Genomic DNA, 18,702 nt, shown 5'->3' with positions numbered 1-18,702 from the left:
TGTATGTATAGCTAGTGTTCTGAAAAAAATAGAGGTTTCGCTATGCTATATGTATACAAACACCCTTTAATGCTGGGCACGCTGCTGTCAGTCGGTACATTTTTATCGGCACCTAGTGTGCTGGCAGATAGTGTGACTGAACGGGGAGAGCGCTTTGAGCGCGTCGTTGAAATTGATGGTCAGCGCTACGCGTTAATGGGTACTGGCGTGTTCCGCTATATGATCTGGACCGCCTATGCAGGGGCTTACTACCAGCTTGAGGGAGAAACTGAGCCGCTGCCATTGAGTGATGTTCCTCGCCGCCTTGAGTTAGCTTATTTTCATGACATTGAGGCGGCTGATTTTGCTGAAGCGACTGAGAAAACGCTAAAAGAGTCGCTGACACTCTATGAGTTTAGCCAAATTGAGGAGGACCTAGAGCGGCTGAATCAGCGCTATCGTGATGTAGCACCTGGTGATCGCTATCTACTCAGCTGGGATGGGGAGTCGCTGCAACTCGCCCTTAATGGCGATGTGGTATTTGAAGATGACAGTGCTGAATTCGCCAGCGCTATGTTTGGTATTTGGTTGGGCGAGCGTCCTCTAAGCGATGGTTTTCGTGATGCGCTACTGGGCCAGGGTTAATTCAAATCAGGGTTTTGTCTGATGCCTGTGCCAGCGAGTACACTGTATTATCTTTGGGACACATCGCAAGAGGCAAGTGTGAAGGCACTGATTCAGCGGGTAAAAAACGCCAGCGTGACGGTCGAAGGTAAGACGGTAGGAGCCATTGAGCATGGTTTACTTGCTTTAGTGGGCGTTGAAAAGGGCGACAGTGAGGTCGATGCTGAAAAGTTACTGCATAAACTGCTGCACTACCGCGTTTTCAGCGACCAAGAAGGCAAAATGAATCATAACCTTCAACAGGCTAACGGTAGCTTATTGCTGGTGTCACAGTTTACGTTGGCCGCCGATACTCGCAAAGGTTTGCGTCCCAGTTTTTCTAGCGCTGCACCGCCTGCCGATGGCGAGCGCCTGTTTGACTATTTGGTGGCCAAGGCGAGCGCAACCTGGCCTAGCGTCGCGACCGGCCAATTTGGTGCTGATATGCAAGTGGCGCTAATTAACGATGGGCCGGTAACGTTCATGCTTGAAAGCTGACCTAGTTAATTAGCCTAGGTTTCAAACAGCGTTGGTTTCAAGCAGTGAGGATTAGCCAGCGTAAGGCTAGGCGTCTTCGCTGGCCAACAGCTCTGCTTCCATTGTTTCCAGCGCTTCCTCTGCGGCTAGCCACTGCTGTTCAGCAGTATCCAAGCGACTTTTGATTTTCGCCTGCTGGGCAAGTGCTTCGGTCAGTTCTGCTTTGCGAGCGCTGTCGGTATAAAGCGTAGGATCAGCCAAAATAGCTTCTACTTCTTCAAGCGCCTGCTGAGTTTTCTCCATAGTTTTTTCAGCTTGATCACGCTCTTTTTTCAGTGGTCGCAGCTTCTCGCGTAGTTCTGCTGCTGCCTTGCGAGCGGCTTTCCGGTCACCGCTAGGCTGCTGACTTTGGCGTTCGCTTTTTTCGCTACGCGCATCGCGTCTGCCTTCTTCCAAACGCGCCTTTAGCCATGCCCGATAGTCATCGAGATCGCCATCAAAGGGTTCAACACGATGGTCTGCTACCCGCCAGAATTCATCAACCGTGGCACGCAATAAATGCCGGTCGTGAGACACAAGAATGACCGTGCCCTCAAAACTTGCCAGCGCCTCGGTTAGCGCTTCACGCATTTCCAAGTCCAAATGGTTGGTTGGCTCATCGAGCAGCAGCAGGTTGGGTTTCTGCCAGGCGACTAGCGCGAGTGCCAAGCGCGCTTTTTCACCGCCGGAGTAGGTGCCGACTTCGCCAAAGGCGTCATCGCCCTTAAAGCCAAAGCCTCCTAGAAAATTGCGAATTTCCTGGTCACTTGCCGTGGGAGAGAGCCGTTGCACATGTACAAACGGTGTCGTCGTCACGTCTAAACTTTCCAACTGGTGCTGGGCAAAATAGCCAATGGCTAAATGCTCACCTGGAACGCGCTTGCCCTCTAACAGCGAAAGTTCACCGGTCAATGATTTGATCAATGTCGATTTACCCGCGCCATTGGGGCCTAATAGGCCGATGCGGCTACCGGGTAATAACGTAATGTTGACCTTCTCTAACTGCGCGATATCGCCTGTTTCGCTGCGATAGCCAAGGGTCGCTTGGTCAAGCACGAGCAGTGGATGTGAGGTCTTATCTGCAGCAGGCAGGGTGAAGTGAAAAGGCGAATCCGTATGAGCAACAGCAATATCCCCCATACGCTCCAGCATTTTTACACGACTTTGCGCCTGCTTTGCTTTGGTTGCCTGAGCGCGAAAACGCGCTATAAAGCGCTCAATTTCTTCGCGGCGAGCCTGCTGTTTGGCTGCTTCTGCTTGCTGTAGAGCGAGCTTTTCAGCCCGCGTGCGCTCAAAGCGAGAGTAGTTGCCGCGGTAAAGCTCAAGCGTTTGGTGATGCATATGCACAATGTGATCACACACGGCATCCAGAAAGTCGCGGTCATGAGAAATCAGCAGCAATGTGCCTGGGTAGCGGGTTAGCCACTGTTCTAGCCAAAGTAGAGCGTCGAGATCAAGGTGGTTGGTCGGCTCATCAAGCAGTAATAAGTCGGAAGGCATAAACAGTGTGCGGGCTAGATTCACTCGCATACGCCAGCCCCCGGAAAAGTCCGACAAGGGTCGCTTAAGATCTGCTTGCACAAAACCGAGCCCTACCAACAGCTGCGATGCCCGTGATTCTGCAGTATAGCCATCCAACGTTTCGATAAGCCCATGTAACTCGGCTTCCCGATGCGCATCGTCTGCTTTGCGTGCAGCCAGAAGATCAGCTTCTGCTTGCCGCAATGCACGATCGCCATCTAATACATACTCCACAATGGGGCGATCCAGTGCTTCCACTTCCTGGGCCATGTGGGCAATCCGCTGACCACCGCTCATCTCGACGTCGCCTTGGTCGGGGCCGAGCTCGCTTAGCAGGAGTTTGAATAAGCTCGACTTACCGGCGCCGTTTGCCCCAATAATGCCAGCCTTTATGCCGCTGTGGAGCGTAAGGTCAGCGTTATCGAGTAGCGTTTGCGTACCCCGTTGCAGGGCGACTTGGCGCAGTGCGATCATGCATTCTCCCGAAAAAGTGAGTAAATCAATGTTCGATTCTAACCGATTCCAGCGCTTACAGCAGGCTCCGCTGTGGGATTTTGCACTGACGTTTTATGCCCAACCCGGGGTCGAGCAAGCATGTCTTATTCTGCAGGACAGTGCAGAGGTGGATGTGTGTGAGCTTTTAGTGCACGGCTGGCTCTATCAGCACGGTCTTCAGGCATCACCCCGGGCGCTGGCAGTGGAGCGCAAAGCGCGCGAGCGTTGGCAGCAATCGGTCACGGCTGTTTTGCGCCAATTGCGTCGCGACCTTAAGCCCCAAGCTGCCATGAATAAGGATATTGCTGAGTTGCGAAAGACGCTTCAGCAGGCCGAACTTCAAGCTGAGCGTGAGAATCTTCAACGCTGGCAGCACTGGATATTGCAAGCGTCTAAACATAACCAGCGATTAACAAACTGCGCTATAAGTAAGCAAGATGTTGCACAATGGCTGCAAAGTAAGCTGTTTTACGATGCTCTTGCATTTGATCAGGTGGCTGTGTCACCCGAGCGCGAGAACGTCAGGGAGGCACTTAATATGCTTGCGACACAGCTTGACCGCTACGAGCGACCGCGCTAGCCTGAAATTAAGCTATTTTTGAATAACGCGTGTTTTAAGGTTGTTATTGCATGTGTAACTGTTTCTAAATGTATTCAAGAAAACATGCTTTATGAAGGATGCTTTTATGAATAGTTACTCTAAAGCTACTGACAACTAACAGAGCGTTTGAGAGCGGCACGCTTTATACAAAAATTAAGTACTGGCGCACTCGCATAGCGCGCTTACCACTGCTAGGGGAACTCTGCATGAAGGCAAGCAAGTTAATTTCGACTCGTTCAGTAACGACTAAGTTAATGACAACGGCGAGCATTGGTGCACTACTATTTGGTCTCAGCGCAGCCGCTCAAGCAGATAACTGGCGTTACGCCCACGAAGAGTACGAAGGCGATGTCCAAGATGTGTTCGCTTACGCATTCAAAGAATATATCGAAGAGAATTCAGATCATACCGTTCAGGTTTACCGTTTCGGTGAGTTAGGTGAGTCTGACGACATCATGGAGCAGACCCAAAACGGCATTCTTCAGTTTGTCAACCAGTCGCCTGGGTTCACGGGTTCTCTTATCCCAGAAGCGCAAATCTTCTTTATCCCTTATTTGTTACCAACAGATGAAGAAACCGTCCTCACTTTCTTCGATGAGAGTAAGGCCATTAACGAGATGTTCCCTGAGCTCTACGCCGAACAAGGCCTTGAGCTACTGAAGATGTACCCTGAAGGTGAAATGGTCGTTACCACCGACGAGCCGATTAGCTCGCCGGAAGATATGAATAATAAGAAAATTCGTACCATGACGAACCCATTGCTTTCAGAAACGTATGATGCCTTTGGTGCAACACCAACGCCGCTGCCGTGGGGCGAAGTATATGGTGGCCTGCAAACCGGTATTATCGATGGTCAAGAAAACCCGATTTTCTGGATTGAGTCCGGCGGTTTATATGAAGTGTCACCGCATCTTACCTTCACAGGCCATGGCTGGTTCACTACCGCCATGATGGCTAACCAAGACTTCTATGAAGGCTTGTCTGATGAAGATAAGGAGCTAGTGCAGGAGGCGTCTGATGCTGCTTATGATCACACAATCGAGCACATTAAAGGCCTAGCCGACGAGGCATTAGCTAAAATCCAGGAAGCTTCGGATGAAGTCACTGTGACACGTTTGGATGAAGAACAAATCCAAGCTTTCCGTGACCGTGCTCCTCAGGTTGAAGAAGCCTTCTTAGAAATGACGGGCGATAAAGGTTCTGAATTGCTTGAGCAGTTCAAAGCTGATCTCGAAGCCGTCACTAACGAGTAACTCTCCGTTTAGTACACTCGTTTTAACGGTAAAACACCAGGGGGCAGCCAGCGCTGCCCCCTTTTTTATTTTTATACGCTTACCCGATGCTGACAGCCATCTAACAAAAAAAGCGCGTTACCGTGCGTAAAAGACAGAAAAATTTACGTACATCCAGCGTTGAAGCGGAAAGAGTTATTAACCGTTACGCTACAAAATGAGTAAGGCCGGACACGCTCCGTTCGGTGGTCAGTGAAGGAAGAGGCACTAGGTTTTGAATAGTTAGCTGCCACGCTGCATAAGAGGAGATCGGCCATGACCGAAGAAGAATCCGAAAAGAATTACAGCTCTAGCTTGCCTGGCATACTAGGCGTGATCGACACTGCAATTAGCAAAATCGAGTCAGTCATACTGGCGGTGGGGGTTTTGCTAATGGCGCTGAATACGGTCACCAATGTTATTGCCCGCTTTGTATTTGGTAATAGCATTATGTTTTCAGGTGAATTAAACCGTATTTTAATCATTATGATTACTTTTGCGGGTATCGGCTACGCTGCTCGCCACGGCCGCCATATACGTATGTCAGCCATCTATGATGCCTTGCCCGTCGGGGGGCGTAAGGTGCTGATGATAGGTATATCGTTATTTACCTCCCTTGTTATGTTTTTCCTGCTGTACTACTCCGTGGTTTACATCCTCGACCTTCAAAGTAAAGGTCGCGTGTTGCCATCGCTCGGGTTGCCTATTTGGATCATTTACGTCTGGGTGCCTATGGGGTTCTTAATTACGGGCATTCAGTACCTATTAACGGCAATTAAAAACCTTACCTCTCGGGATGTATATCTCTCGACAGGGGTAGTCGACGGTTACAAAGACACCGAAACAGAAGTGTAAAGCAGGGCTTGCACCCTAGGGGAACGCTATGACGACGATAATGGTAGTCACCATGATTGCCCTGCTGCTGCTGGGCTTTCCTATGATGATCCCGCTGATTACCGCCGCGGTGATCGGTTTTTATATGATGTTTAACGGCTTCGGCCAAATGGATACGTTGATCCAACAGATGATGGCAGGTATTCGGCCTGCTTCGCTGATTGCGGTGCCAATGTTTATATTGGCGGCAGATGTCATGACTCGAGGGCAGTCGGCCAATCGCTTAATTGATATGGTGATGTCCTTTATAGGCCATATCAAAGGTGGTCTTGCGGTCAGTACAGCGGCTTCCTGTACGCTGTTTGGCGCGGTTTCTGGCTCTACTCAGGCAACCGTAGTAGCAGTGGGTTCACCGCTGCGACCCAAAATGTTGAAAGCGGGCTACTCAGACCCCTTTACACTGGCATTGATCATTAACGCGAGTGACATTGCCTTTTTGATACCCCCAAGTATTGGCATGATTATTTATGGGGTTATTTCAGGAACATCTATTGGTGAGCTGTTTATCGCGGGTATTGGGCCAGGGCTTTTAATCCTGTTTATGTTCTCAATATATTGCATTATTTATGCCGTGGTAAAAGGCGTGCCTACTGAGCCCCGCGCTAGCTGGAAAGAGCGCGCTGTAGCCGTACAAAAAGCACTATGGCCGCTAGGTTTTCCCGTCATAATTGTTGGCGGTATCTATGGTGGTATTTTTAGCCCGACGGAAGCAGCCGCAGCCTGTGTGCTATATGCCGTATTGCTTGAGTTTGTGGTATTCCGTTCGCTCAAGATGAACGATATTTATGCGATTGCTAAATCCACCGGTTTAATTACCGCAGTAGTGTTTATATTGGTCGCTGTTGGTAATGGGTTCTCCTGGATAATCTCGTTCGCACAGATTCCGCAAATGATTCTGGAAGCAGTAGGTGTCAATGAGGCTGGGCCTACAGGTGTGCTGATTGCAATCTGTATCTCCTTCTTTGTCGCCTGTATGTTTGTTGACCCAATTGTGGTCATTTTGGTGCTAACACCCATTTTTGCGCCAGCGATTGCAGCGACCGGCCTCGACCCTGTGCTAGTGGGTATTTTGATCACGCTACAAGTAGCGATAGGCTCGGCGACGCCGCCCTTTGGGTGCGATATATTCACCGCGATTGCAATCTTTAAGCGGCCTTACTGGGAAGTTATCAAAGGCACACCGCCCTTTATCTTTATGCTGATTCTAGCGGCAGCGCTGCTGATCATGTTCCCGCAGATTGCGCTGTTTTTGCGTGATGTTGCCTTCCGCTAAGCAGTCACAAGGAGATCGCGGATGTTTAATCGCATTTTAATTCCCGTAGATGGCTCAAAAGGGGCGATTAAGGCGCTGGATAAAGCGGTTGGCCTGCATATGCTTACCGGTGCAGAGCTTTATTTGCTGTGTGTCTTTAAGCACCACAGCTTATTGGAAGCATCGCTTTCCATGGTGCGGCCGAATAAACTTGATTTGCCCGATGATGCACTGAAAGAGTACGCCACGGAAATTGCAGTCCACGCCAAGTCCTATGCCATAGAGATGGGGGCGGACAGCGCGCGAATAAGGGCGTTTGTGAAAGGCGGGCGCCCCTCACGAACCATTGTGCGCTTTGCCCGTAAACGGGAGTGCGATTTAATCGTGATTGGTGCTCAAGGAACCAACGGCGAGAAGAACTTGTTGTTGGGCAGTGTCTCCCAACGGGTGGCGGGTGCGGCACACTGTCCCACATTGGTCGTTTAAGACACCAAACTACTGAACTTAATAGCGGTCTCACTAACACCCGCCTTCTCAGGTAATGCAGCCTGAGGTGGCGGGTGTTAGTCTTTGAGCTACTCAAACATTTGGCGCGTTGCGCCGCTGGATAAGGTTTTTTTACATGAAAGCATTGTTTTCTTCCACCGCCTTGGCGAGTTTGTTACTGGTTGCTCCTTTTGCTGCAGCGGCGCCTGAAACCGACGAACAGCGTCTTGCCTATAGCTTAGGCGTCACTCTAGGCGAGAGCATGCAGGCTGATATTGAAGACCTCGATCTAGATACATTTACGGACGGCATGCGCGATGTCTTTGATGGCAAGGAGTTGGCGTTAAGCGAAGAAGAAATGATGGAGGCGCTGGTCGCTTTCCAAGAGCGTTCTATGGCGGAGCGCGAGCAAGAAGCCGCTGAAATTGCTCAGCTTAATCTAGAGGAAGGCCAGGCTTACCTAGCGGAAAATGCTGAGCGTGAAGAAGTTGAAGTGACTGAATCTGGCTTGCAGTATGAAGTGCTTGAGTCCGGCGACGGCGCAACTCCAGGCGCAGAAGACACCGTAGAAGTGAATTATGAAGGCATGCTGCTGGATGGCACCGTATTCGACAGTTCCTTTGAGCGCGGTCAGCCGGTGAGTTTCCAGGTAAACCAGGTCATCGAAGGCTGGCAGGAGGCGCTTCAACTGATGAGCGTAGGCGATAGCTGGATGCTATATATCCCTGCTGAGCTGGCGTATGGGGAAGGTGGTCAAGGCCCGATTGGCCCGAATGAGATGCTGACGTTCCGCGTTGAACTGTTAGGCGTTGAGTAAATGATACGTTCCGCCGTTTCTACATCTTGCCTTGTTGGCGCGCTTTTACTGTTAGGCAGCACGGTTGTTCAGGCTGAAGCAGAGGACGTGCCTGGTGATTTACCTGCACTCAGCGCAGCGAGCGATCATGCTAGCGTGGTAGGTGTCTCTTCTGGCGGCTACATGGCTGCACAGTTGGCGGTTGCTTGGCCAGAGCGCTTTAGTGGCGTAGGTGTATTAGCGGCGGGGCCTTGGAGCTGTGCCCAGGGCGCGCTCAGTTTGGCCCTTAACCAGTGTATGAGCACTCGCCGGGGGTTGCCTTCCTTGGATGAGCTGGATCGTCGGCGCGAGCGTTACGAGTCACTTGAGCAGGTGGGTGAGCGCGACGCGTTAAGCCAACTGCGTGCCTATGTATGGCACGGTGATGAAGATGACACGGTGTCTCCTGAGCTGGGTAGCTTGTTGGCAGAACAGTGGCAGCGCTGGCTGGCATCTTCTGAGCAGCTGCGTTTCGTAAGCAGTGAGAACACAGGTCATGGCTGGCCCATAAAATTGCCGAAGCAGGCCAGTGCTAGCCCCCAGGCACTTGGTGGCTGTCGCCAGGGCGGGGGCAGTCATGTGCTTGCCTGTGATGAGAATGTGGCTGGCGATATGCTTTCATGGCTTTACCCTGAGCGTGAGGCTAATGCTAGCGAGGGCGAAGTGATTGCCTTTGATCAGTCGGAGTACGCGGTTAAAGGCTTGGCTGATGTGGGGTATCTATTTATTCCCGAGGCGTGTGAAGCGGGAGGGTGCCCTGTCACAATAGCTTTGCATGGTTGTCAAATGAGCGTTGAAGCCATTGGCGATACGTTTGTACGTCACAGTGGTTTGAACCGTTGGGCAGCAGACCATGGACAAGTGGTGTTGTACCCACAGGCGGAAAGTAGCATGGCTAATCCGCAGGGGTGCTGGGATTGGTGGGGCTTTGCCGAAAGTACGTGGCAACTCAATCCGTTGCATGACACGCGTGATGGCACTCAAGCCAGAGCGCTAATGGCAATGCTTGATCACCTACAAAGCACACCTTAACCCCGGGACCGCCTAAACGATAAACTCAGATTTTCAGTTGGTCCTAGCTATCTAGTTCATTCTCCAGCGCTGACACTAAGCCGTGTGGTGCTGGGGAGTAGAGCACTCTCTGCAAAATCTCACCTTTACGGTTAACCAAGAAAAGCGAAGCGCTATGGTCAATGGTGTAGGCCATGGCTGAATCGGGTGCCTCTACTCGCCGCCAAATAACGCCATAGCGTGCTGCTACATCTTCAAGCTGCTCTTGACTGCCCACCAAGCCGATAAACGCATCACCAAAGAACTGCATATACTCTTCCATGCGTGGCAGCGTATCGCGTTCAGGGTCAACCGTTATCATTATCGGCACCACGCGTTCGCGCTGTGCGTCGCTTAGCTGGGCCAATGCCTGGCGTTTAACGGCCTGATTCATTGGGCAAACATCTGGGCAGTAGGTGTAGCCAAATGAAACAATCGCAATGTCGTCTTTATCTAGCTGGGAGAGAGAGAAATCACCTTGGGTAGAGGGCATTTCTATCGGCCCCCCCGTCACGTCGTCACTGTTAGGCTGGAAGGCAAACTGGTAAAGGCCGATAGCCGAAATGGTCAGCAAGACAAGTATCAGCACTAGTCCTAGCCAGAGTGCTTTACGATTGTTTGGTTTAGCGGCCATGCGTACTAACTCCTAATCACGTCAAAGTCGAACCAACTGCCCAACTTTCCTTCCGGTGTTTCCAGGATAACCCGCGCCCGCCAGGGCATCACGTCTTGCGTGCAGATACCGACTTGCCCTTGGCCATGAAAGTGCCCGGGTGCAGTAGCGGTTAATCCAAAACGGTGTAAGCCCATATCCATATCACGCCCAATAAAGTCGACCGTCACATGGCTTGGGTTGAGGCCCTCTACTTCTACATCCAGTGGCAGAATATCCAGCGCGTCGATACGGCCATCGGCATCAACGGTCAGTGTTAGGCGGCCTTTATCCCCCAGAACTGCCGAGCACGTGCTGGTGTGTAGATTGCAGTCGGCATCCGGTGTAAACCATGCAATATCACCATCATCACGTAGCCAATTGGCGAAAACGTACCACGTGCAGGCGGCCAGTGAGATGCCAGTGATGAGGATAAGCACTTTTAGTGCTGGAAAACCCGTGAAGTAGACAGGTTTAGGCAAGTTCTTCATGGCAGAATAGTCACTACGCAGGCCGTAAGGTGGAAGTTAGTTTCATGGTAACAGTAATCGCACGGATGTCGCTGTGCTGGGATGTCGCAGTTAACAAGGAATAACAATGGAGAGCATTACTGGCGCACTTGGGCCACTGTTTTTATTGATTTTGCTGGGCGCTGCCATTGGCTATGGCCGTTGGCCAAGTGCTACGTTCTGGCCGCAAATGGAGCGTCTGATCTACTTTGTGCTATTTCCAGCAATGCTGATAGGTACGCTGGCTACTGCTGATGTCAGCCAAGTGCCGGTTGGACGCATCGCGTTGGTATTGCTCGGCACTATGGGGGTTTTGGGTCTGTTGTTATGGCGCTGTCGTGGTTACCTTGGCTTAACGCCTGCGGCGTTCACGTCGGTGTTCCAAGGTGCCGTTCGCTTTAACACCTACGTGGGCGTCGCGGGAGCCGCGGCGCTACATGGCAGCATGGGGGCGACTACCGCCGCTGTGGCGGTGGCACTCATGGTACCGGTGGTGAACGTAATGTGTGTCGCAAGCTTTGTCGCGGCAGGTACGCTGGGCAGTGGAAGCCTTGGCCAAAGTGCCCTCGCACTGGCTAAAAATCCACTGATTTTGTCCTGCCTAGCAGGTATCGGGCTCAATCTTTCGGGTGTTGGCTTGCCCGGTTGGAGCAAGGATACAGTAGGGCTATTGGGTGGTGCGGCGCTGCCGCTAGGGCTCATTGCCGTGGGAGTGGCGCTGCGCCCTGCAGCACTGTTACGGCTGGATCGTGGCGTGATAGCGACGAATAGCATCAAGCTGTTGTTAATGCCTGCGGTGGTGCTGTTATTAGCGTGGCTGGTGGGGCTGGACCCTATCAGTCGTGATGTGGCGTTGCTGTTTGCAGCGCTGCCTACCGCCACATCTGCTTACATTCTTGCTCGGCAGTTGGGAGGTGATGCAGAGCTTATGGCGGCAATTATTACCGGCCAGACGCTGTTAGCGATGCTGACGTTGCCCGTCTGGTTGCAGTTAGTGGGCTAGTGTAAAAAAACTGTCTTAAAAATAAATAAAAAGTATTCGCATTTAGGTTGACGGGGTAAATGAGAATGATTATATTGTGATTGTCAGCGTTTGATGAGACGTTGGCAACCACGACAGAAACCGCCAGTTTCCTGTCATGGTTTCTCCCTCTCATTGCTAGTCACGGTCTTTTGCCGCTCCCTTGGAGCGGCTTTCTTTTTTCTAGTGCCCGTGTTTGCTGAAAGATTGGCAACCACGACGCTATTTCAAAAATCAGCGCCAGTTTCCTGTCATGGTTTCTCCCTCTCATTGCTAGTCACGGTCTTTTGCCGCTCCCTTGGAGCGGCTTTCTTTTTTTCTAGTGCCCGTGTTTGCTGAAAGATTGGCAACCACGACGCTATTTCAAAAATCAGCGCCAGTTTCCTGTCATGGTTTCTCCCTCTCATTGCTAGTCACGGTCTTTTGCCGCTCCCTTGGAGCGGCTTTCTTTTCTCTAGTGCCCGTGTTTGCTGAAAGATTGGCAACCACGACGCTATTTCAAAAATCAGCGCCAGTTTCCTGTCATAGTTTCTCCCTCTCATTGCTAGTCACGGTCTTTTGCCGCTCCCTTGGAGCGGCTTTCTTTTTTCTAGTGCCCGTGTTTGCTGAAAGATTGGCAACCACGACGCTATTTCAAAAATCAGCGCCAGTTTCCTGTCATTGTTCCTCTTTCCTTGCTAGTCACGGTCTTTTGCCGCTCCCGCTTGGAGCGGCTTTACTCCTTTTAGCGGCATCTTTCTTTGATCTCGGTGAATACCTCTTCTGACGTTTAGGCAGACAATAGGCAAATTGCCTATGCTGATCATCTATCCAGAGCCAGGAGAAATGCCATGCGCGTTGCCGTTTTTAGCGCTAAGCCTTATGACGAAACCTTTCTTACTCGTGCTAATGCCGCGAATCGACACGAATTAAGCTTTTTTGATGCGCGCTTGACCGTTGATACGGCGCCTCTCGCGAAGGGGTTTGAAGCTGTATGTGCTTTTGTAAATGACCATTTGTATGCGGACGTTCTGGAGCAGCTACACACTAGCGGCACACGATTGGTAGCACTGCGCTCGGCGGGCTTTAACCATGTTGACTTGGCGGCGGCTGAGCGGCTGGGAATTACCGTAGTGCGGGTGCCTGCTTATTCACCTTATGCCGTAGCAGAGCACGCAGTGGCCCTAGTGTTAAGCCTGAACCGCATGACCTACCGCGCTTACAACCGAGTGCGCGAGGGCAACTTTGCCCTGGATGGCCTGCTGGGGTCCGATCTGCATGGCAAAACCGTGGGCGTGATTGGTACTGGGCAGATTGGCTTGATCTTTGCCAATATCATGCATGGCTTTGGCTGCCGAGTAGTTGCCAGCGATCCTTTACCAAACCCGAATGCCGAGCCGTTTGTGGAGTACGTGCCGGTTGAGTCGCTTTATGCTCAAGCAGATATTATTTCGCTACACTGCCCATTAACACCCGATACTGATCACCTGATTAACGCCGATGCCATCGCGCAAATGAAGCAGGGTGTCATGTTGATCAACACTGGCCGCGGCCGAGTGGTCGATACCCCGGCGGTGATCGCTGGTCTGAAAAGCGGCAAAATTGGCCGCTTAGGGCTAGATGTTTACGAAGAGGAGGAGCAGCTGTTCTTCGAAGACTTGTCTCATGGTGTGATCGACGATGATCAGTTCATGCGCCTGACGACCTTTCACAACGTGCTGATTACCGGCCACCAGGCATTCTTTACCACCGAGGCGCTGACCAATATCGCCGAGACCACAGTGGCGAATATTGATGCCTTTGAAAGCGGTAGCGGTACGCTGCATCGCGTCGTTTACGATAAGCGAACGTAAACGACGCTGAGCTATCTTTAATCGCTGTGTTTAAACGTCACGGCGGTAAATCAAATCCCATACGCCGTGGCCAAGTTTCTCGCCGCGGGCTTCAAACTTAGTTAGCGGGCGAAAGTCGGGACGCGGAACGTAGGGTGCTGTGTCGGCGCTGGCGGTATTCGCATAGCCGGGTGCGGCGTCCATGACCTCGGCCATCCACTCGGCATAGGCTTCCCAGTCGGTCGCCATGTGGAAGGTGCCGCCAGGTTTTAAGCGCGTACGAATTAGTTCAACAAACGCAGGCTGCACAATACGCCGCTTGTGGTGCTTCTTTTTCGGCCAGGGATCGGGGAAAAATAGCTGTAGCGTGGTTAATGAGTCTTCAGGTAGACACTGCTCCAGCACCGCTAAGGCATCTTCGCGGTAAACGCGCAGGTTGGTTAAGCCGCGTTTATCTACCTCGTCTAGCAGCTTGCCCACACCAGGCGCGTGAACCTCAATACCGATAAAGTCAGTATCTGGGTGGCGTTCGGCTTGCTCGATGAGTGAGTTACCCATACCAAAGCCAATTTCCACCACGCGTGGCGCTTGGCGGCCAAATAGGGTGTCCAGATCCTGACGCCCATCGGCAATCGTCAGTCCTAAACGTGGCCAAACGTCTTCTAAGCCCCGGCTTTGCGCTGGGGTCATGCGCCCTGCGCGAATCACGTAGCTCTTAATCCCCCGCCGGTGTAGCGGGGCATCAGCATTTTCAGGGCCTGTGGTGTTGCTCTCAGCGCCAGCAGCGTTGCTTTCAGGCGTAGTGTCGTTCGTATCGGTCATGGTGTCTCTGTATCAGCCGTTAATTCGGCCTGCAAAAGGCGAAGAGGGGTCGGCGCTCTGGCGGCGAGGCATACGGCCTGCTAAGAAGGCATCGCGGCCAGCTTCTACGGCAAGCTTCATGGCGTTAGCCATACGCAACGGGTCGCGGGCGTGAGCAATCGCTGTGTTGAGCAGTACGCCGTCACACCCCAGCTCCATGGCCATGGCAGCGTCAGAAGCGGTGCCGATGCCCGCATCGACCAACACGGGCACACTGCTTTGCTCAACAATCAGGCGTACATTATGCGGGTTTTGAATGCCATGCCCCGAGCCAATCAGCGAACCTAGCGGCATGATGGCGCAGCAACCCATGGCTTCTAGTTCACGTGCCACAATAGGGTCATCACTGGTGTACACCATGACGTCAAAGCCATCAGCCAACAGTGTCTCAGCGGCTTTTAGCGTCTCGACCACATTGGGATAGAGGGTGTGATCGTCGCCGAGCACTTCCAGCTTGACCAGGTTATGGCCGTCCAGTAGCTCACGCGCCAAGCGGCAGGTGCGCACGGCGTCTTTGGCGTTGTAGCAGCCAGCGGTGTTGGGCAACAAGGTGTAGCGTTGAGGGGAAATGACATCGAGAAGGTTAGGCGCGTCGGCATCTTGACCTAAGTTGGTGCGGCGCACGGCAAAGGTGACAATTTCCGCGCCGCTTTGTGCAATGGCCGCGCCAGTCTCAGTAAAGTCTTTGTATTTGCCAGTACCCACGAGCAGGCGGGAGCTGAACTCGCGCCCAGCAACGGTAAACGGTGTATCAGTCAGTGGCGTCATAGCGGTTCCTTTTGAAAGCAAAAACGGTGATGGGCTACGCTAGCCGCCGCCGATGGCGTGAACGACTTCTATCTGGTCGCCATTGGCTAAATGCGTTTGAGCAAGCTGGCTTTTGGGCACGATCTGTTCGTTAATTTCCACAGCGATACGGCGCCCGGTCAGGCCTAATTGCTCAATCAGATCAGCGGCGCTAAGGCCAGCTGCCAGCGTATGCGATTCGCCATTGAGCGTCAGTTGTATCGACTCATTAGGAGTAGGCATAACGGTAAGTGTCCCATTCGGTGAGGCAAAACATTGTCTATTGTAGCGGTTTCGTACCGCTCAAGGTATGTAACAACGTGAATCATGTCAGTGAAACATCGAGTGCGTATGTCGAGTACTTATCTCAAGCACTTATCTCAAGTACTTATAATGAGTATTTATAAACAGGAGTAACGCATGCAGCGAGCAGACAAACCCTGGTGGTGTTTAGTAGCCCTCTCAGGGGCGTTAATGGTGATACTAGGGGCCTATGCGGCTCATGGGTTGGCATCGCGTACCACTGCTGCCATGGTCGACATCGTTGAAACTGGCGTGCGTTACCAAGCGTGGCATACGTTGGCCATGTTAGCGGTGCTGGCTTGGCGCAGCCAGTGCCCTCAGCCAGGACAGCGCATCGTGCTAGCGCTATGGGCGTTGGGTATCACCGCATTTTCGGGCTCACTTTACCTAATGGCCCTAGTAGGGCTTAGCGTTGGTATTGTAACGCCCATCGGTGGTTTGCTGTTGATGGCAGGCTGGTTAGGCTTAGCCGTCACTGCGCTGCTCAGCCGTTAGCGCGGTGGTTGGCCAGTTGGGCTGTCTGGCAGCGCATAGCTCGCGGTAATGTGCGCAACCGGCTTAGTGTCATCGCTGACAGAGAAAATCTGCACTTCGCCTACCGCTAAACGGCGGCCTAACTTAATGAGTTTGGCGTGAGCAACAATATCGTGTTCGCCAGAGGCCGCACGTAAGAAATGGCAGTTTAAGTCACTGGTGACCGCCATGGCTTCGGGGCCTATTTGTGCCAAAATGGCCACATACAATGCCACATCAGCAAAGCCCATCATGGTCGGACCAGACACCCTGGGGCCAGGGCGAAGGTGTTGCTCACCGATAGTTAGTCGCAGGGTGGCACTCATCGCACCAACGCTTTCAATTCTGCCCATCCGCTGGGGAAACACCTCATCTAAAAAGTGTTCAATCTGCTCGGCAGTCATTACGGTCATTATTATTGTCCTTTATAAAAAAGCCCCGAGGCATGCGCCTCGAGGCTGATGATACCGTAAAACGGGCTTACTTCGCCTTATGCACCTGACGCCACGCGTGAAGTAGCGGTTCGGTGTAGCCAGAAGGCTGTACGCGGCCTTTGAACACCAAGTCAGAGGCTGCTTTAAAGGCGGTTGAGCCTTCGAAGTCGGCGCTCATGGCCGTGTAGGTGGGGTCGCCAGCGTTCTGCTTATCAACCACTTTAGCCATACGCTTAAGCGTTTCTTCCACTCGCGGCGCATCGACAATGCCGTGGTGCAGCCAGTTGGCAATATGTTGGCTGGAAATACGCAGCGTAGCGCGGTCTTCCATCAGGCCTACGTTATGAATGTCTGGCACTTTCGAGCAGCCCACGCCGTGCTCAACCCAGCGCACTACGTAGCCCAGAATGCCCTGGCAGTTGTTATCCAACTCTTGTTGAATCTCTTCATCCGACCAGTTGGCATTTTCGGCGACTGGCACGGTGAGCAGGTCATCCAAGAAATCGGGTTCGCCCTGGGCTTCCAGCTCGCGCTGTACATCCGTTACGTTGACTTGGTGATAGTGAAGCGCATGTAGCGTAGCCGCCGTTGGAGAGGGCACCCATGCCGTGTTAGCACCCGCTTTCGGGTGGCCAATTTTCTGCTCTAGCATGTTATGCATCAGATCCGGCATCGCCCACATGCCTTTACCGATTTGAGCACGACCACGCAGGCCACAGGCTAAGCCTACCTGCACGTTGTTCTTCTCGTAGGCGGTGATCCACGCAGCGCTCTTCATATCGCCTTTGCGAACCATCGGGCCTGCTTCCATGGCGGTGTGCATTTCATCACCGGTGCGGTCAAGGAAACCGGTGTTGATGAATACAACCCGAGAAGCCGCTTCAGCAATGCACGCCTTCAAGTTGACGGTAGTGCGGCGCTCTTCATCCATGATGCCCATTTTCAGAGTGTCACGGCTCATGCCCAAGATGTCTTCAACGCGACCAAACAGCTCGTTGGCGAATGCTACTTCTTTCGGCCCGTGCATTTTCGGTTTCACGATATACACTGAGCCAGCGCGTGAGTTACGCGGCTGATCGGCGTCTTTTTTCAGGTCGTGCAGCGCCAGCAGTGAGGTCACTACTGCGTCCAAGATACCTTCCGGCAGTTCGTTGCCGTTTTCGTCTAGGATGGCAGGCGTGGTCATCAAATGGCCAACGTTGCGCACGAACATCAGCGAACGACCCGGCAGTTTAACGGTGCTGCCATCGGTGGTTTGCCAAGTACGATCAGCGTGCAGCGTCCGCTTGAAGGTTTTGCCGCCTTTGTCGATGCTCTCTTCCAGATCGCCCTTCATCAGGCCAAGCCAGTTGCTGTAAACACCGACTTTGTCTTCAGAGTCGACAGCAGCAACGGAGTCTTCACAATCCATAATTGCGGTCAGCGCCGCTTCCACCACCACGTCTTTCACGTGAGCGGGGTCGGTTTTACCGATCGAGTGGCTGTCGTCGATCTGGATTTCCAGGTGCAGGCCATTATTGGCAAGCAGGATTGCTTCTGGCGCAGATGCGTCGCCGTTAAAGCCGATCAGCTTGCCGGAATCTTTTAGGCCGGTTTCGCGACCGCCTTCCAGGCTAACGACCAAGTGACCGTCACGAATAGCGTATTTCACTGCATCGCGGTGAGAGCCTGTGGCCAGAGGGGCTGCACGATCAAGCACACCGCGGGCATAGGCGATAACTTTTTGGCCACGCTTCGGGTTGAAGCTGGTGCCTTTCTCAGCGCCATCTTCTTCTGAAATCGCATCGGTGCCGTATAGAGCATCGTACAAGCTGCCCCAGCGGGCGTTAGCGGCATTCAACGCATAGCGGGCGTTGCTCACAGGCACGACCAACTGCGGGCCTGCTTGAACAGCGACTTCGCGATCTACATTAGCCGTGGTGGTTTTAACGCTATTCGGCGCATCCACTAGGTAACCAGCATCTTTTAAGAAGCTGCGGTAAGCCTGCATATCGCTAACCGGGCCCGGATTTTCACGGTGCCAGACATCCAGTTTTTCTTGAAGCGTGTCGCGTTCTTCAAGCAATTGGCGATTTTTCGGTGTCAAATCATGGAAGAGGGCGTCAACGCCGGCCCAAAAGGCGTTTTCGTCGACACCCGTGCCTGGTAATGCTTGCTCATTGATGAAACGGTCCAGGTCTGCTGACACCTGTAAACGGTGACGCGTGATACGCTCGCTCATGGGGTTCTCCTGTAAAGATGCCCGTGGG

20 protein-coding genes are annotated in these 18,702 nt (G+C 52.6%); 12 read left to right on the top strand and 8 right to left on the bottom strand.

Annotated elements, in window-relative coordinates; all coding sequences use genetic code 11:
* Positions 1 to 42: 42 nt before the first annotated feature.
* Positions 43 to 624, top strand: a complete 582-nt coding sequence (locus tag B6A39_RS18040; RefSeq protein ID WP_083007674.1) for a chalcone isomerase family protein — start codon at positions 43 to 45, stop codon at positions 622 to 624.
* Positions 625 to 702: 78 nt separating this feature from the next.
* Positions 703 to 1,140: a D-aminoacyl-tRNA deacylase gene (gene dtd / locus B6A39_RS18035; RefSeq protein WP_083007673.1), complete on the top strand. Its 438-nt coding sequence runs from the start codon at positions 703 to 705 to the stop codon at positions 1,138 to 1,140.
* A gap of 66 nt (positions 1,141 to 1,206) precedes the next feature.
* On the opposite strand, the gene B6A39_RS18030 is transcribed toward dtd, so the two are convergent.
* Positions 1,207 to 3,153: an ATP-binding cassette domain-containing protein gene (locus B6A39_RS18030; RefSeq protein WP_083007672.1), complete on the bottom strand. Its 1,947-nt coding sequence runs from the start codon at positions 3,151 to 3,153 to the stop codon at positions 1,207 to 1,209.
* A gap of 28 nt (positions 3,154 to 3,181) precedes the next feature.
* Here B6A39_RS18030 and B6A39_RS18025 point away from each other — a divergent pair, with 28 nt between their 5' ends.
* From B6A39_RS18025 to B6A39_RS17995, 7 genes are all read left to right on the top strand, one after another.
* Positions 3,182 to 3,754 (top strand): TIGR02444 family protein, encoded by a 573-nt coding sequence (locus tag B6A39_RS18025; RefSeq protein ID WP_083007671.1) that lies wholly within the window; start codon positions 3,182 to 3,184, stop codon positions 3,752 to 3,754.
* A 227-nt stretch (positions 3,755 to 3,981) separates the two neighbouring features.
* A complete protein-coding gene (locus B6A39_RS18020) occupies positions 3,982 to 5,028 on the top strand; it encodes a TRAP transporter substrate-binding protein (RefSeq protein ID WP_083007670.1) in 1,047 nt (348 codons plus the stop codon).
* A 294-nt stretch (positions 5,029 to 5,322) separates the two neighbouring features.
* A complete protein-coding gene (locus B6A39_RS18015; RefSeq protein WP_083007669.1) occupies positions 5,323 to 5,901 on the top strand; it encodes a TRAP transporter small permease in 579 nt (192 codons plus the stop codon).
* 28 nt (positions 5,902 to 5,929) lie between these two features.
* A complete protein-coding gene (locus B6A39_RS18010) occupies positions 5,930 to 7,213 on the top strand; it encodes a TRAP transporter large permease (protein WP_083007668.1) in 1,284 nt (427 codons plus the stop codon).
* A gap of 21 nt (positions 7,214 to 7,234) precedes the next feature.
* Positions 7,235 to 7,678: a universal stress protein gene (locus tag B6A39_RS18005; protein WP_009723217.1), complete on the top strand. Its 444-nt coding sequence runs from the start codon at positions 7,235 to 7,237 to the stop codon at positions 7,676 to 7,678.
* 136 nt (positions 7,679 to 7,814) lie between these two features.
* Positions 7,815 to 8,495: an FKBP-type peptidyl-prolyl cis-trans isomerase gene (locus B6A39_RS18000; protein ID WP_038479544.1), complete on the top strand. Its 681-nt coding sequence runs from the start codon at positions 7,815 to 7,817 to the stop codon at positions 8,493 to 8,495.
* The gene (locus B6A39_RS17995) at positions 8,496 to 9,545 is read left to right on the top strand and encodes a prolyl oligopeptidase family serine peptidase (protein WP_083007667.1); all 1,050 of its coding nucleotides are present in this window, start codon (positions 8,496 to 8,498) and stop codon (positions 9,543 to 9,545) included.
* Positions 9,546 to 9,588: 43 nt separating this feature from the next.
* On the opposite strand, the gene B6A39_RS17990 is transcribed toward B6A39_RS17995, so the two are convergent.
* The gene (locus tag B6A39_RS17990) at positions 9,589 to 10,197 is read right to left on the bottom strand and encodes an SCO family protein (RefSeq protein WP_083007666.1); all 609 of its coding nucleotides are present in this window, start codon (positions 10,195 to 10,197) and stop codon (positions 9,589 to 9,591) included.
* 5 nt (positions 10,198 to 10,202) lie between these two features.
* The gene (locus B6A39_RS17985; protein ID WP_083007665.1) at positions 10,203 to 10,706 is read right to left on the bottom strand and encodes a hypothetical protein; all 504 of its coding nucleotides are present in this window, start codon (positions 10,704 to 10,706) and stop codon (positions 10,203 to 10,205) included.
* Positions 10,707 to 10,812: 106 nt separating this feature from the next.
* Between B6A39_RS17985 and B6A39_RS17980 the strand changes: the two genes are divergently transcribed.
* Positions 10,813 to 11,727, top strand: a complete 915-nt coding sequence (locus B6A39_RS17980; protein ID WP_083007664.1) for an AEC family transporter — start codon at positions 10,813 to 10,815, stop codon at positions 11,725 to 11,727.
* Positions 11,728 to 12,575: 848 nt separating this feature from the next.
* Positions 12,576 to 13,577: a 2-hydroxyacid dehydrogenase gene (locus tag B6A39_RS17975; protein WP_083007663.1), complete on the top strand. Its 1,002-nt coding sequence runs from the start codon at positions 12,576 to 12,578 to the stop codon at positions 13,575 to 13,577.
* A 30-nt stretch (positions 13,578 to 13,607) separates the two neighbouring features.
* Here the strand turns inward: B6A39_RS17975 and trmB are convergent, their stop codons facing one another.
* From trmB to thiS, 3 genes are read right to left on the bottom strand one after another with little or no spacing between them, the layout of a single operon-like run.
* The gene (gene trmB / locus B6A39_RS17970; RefSeq protein ID WP_083007662.1) at positions 13,608 to 14,378 is read right to left on the bottom strand and encodes a tRNA (guanosine(46)-N7)-methyltransferase TrmB; all 771 of its coding nucleotides are present in this window, start codon (positions 14,376 to 14,378) and stop codon (positions 13,608 to 13,610) included.
* A gap of 12 nt (positions 14,379 to 14,390) precedes the next feature.
* Positions 14,391 to 15,185: a thiazole synthase gene (locus tag B6A39_RS17965; protein ID WP_083007661.1), complete on the bottom strand. Its 795-nt coding sequence runs from the start codon at positions 15,183 to 15,185 to the stop codon at positions 14,391 to 14,393.
* 39 nt (positions 15,186 to 15,224) lie between these two features.
* Complete coding sequence (gene thiS, locus B6A39_RS17960) at positions 15,225 to 15,446, bottom strand: sulfur carrier protein ThiS (protein ID WP_009723207.1); 222 nt, start codon at positions 15,444 to 15,446, stop codon at positions 15,225 to 15,227.
* 177 nt (positions 15,447 to 15,623) lie between these two features.
* On the opposite strand from thiS, the gene B6A39_RS17955 reads away from it, so the two are divergent.
* Positions 15,624 to 16,001 (top strand): DUF423 domain-containing protein, encoded by a 378-nt coding sequence (locus tag B6A39_RS17955; protein WP_083007660.1) that lies wholly within the window; start codon positions 15,624 to 15,626, stop codon positions 15,999 to 16,001.
* Here B6A39_RS17955 and B6A39_RS17950 read toward each other — a convergent pair.
* Positions 15,998 to 16,432, bottom strand: a complete 435-nt coding sequence (locus B6A39_RS17950; protein ID WP_083007659.1) for a PaaI family thioesterase — start codon at positions 16,430 to 16,432, stop codon at positions 15,998 to 16,000. The two genes, B6A39_RS17955 and B6A39_RS17950, sit on opposite strands and share 4 nt — an antisense overlap.
* A 67-nt stretch (positions 16,433 to 16,499) precedes the next feature.
* Positions 16,500 to 18,674 carry a malate synthase G gene (locus B6A39_RS17945; protein ID WP_083007658.1) on the bottom strand — a complete coding sequence of 725 codons (2,175 nt, stop codon included), beginning with the start codon at positions 18,672 to 18,674 and terminating at the stop codon, positions 16,500 to 16,502.
* Positions 18,675 to 18,702 lie beyond the last annotated feature (28 nt).

The organism is Halomonas sp. GT, assembly GCF_002082565.1.
Lineage (GTDB): Bacteria > Pseudomonadota > Gammaproteobacteria > Pseudomonadales > Halomonadaceae > Vreelandella.
The sequence above is the reverse complement of the archived record's forward strand: the minus strand, read 5'-3'. Positions and strand labels throughout refer to the sequence as shown.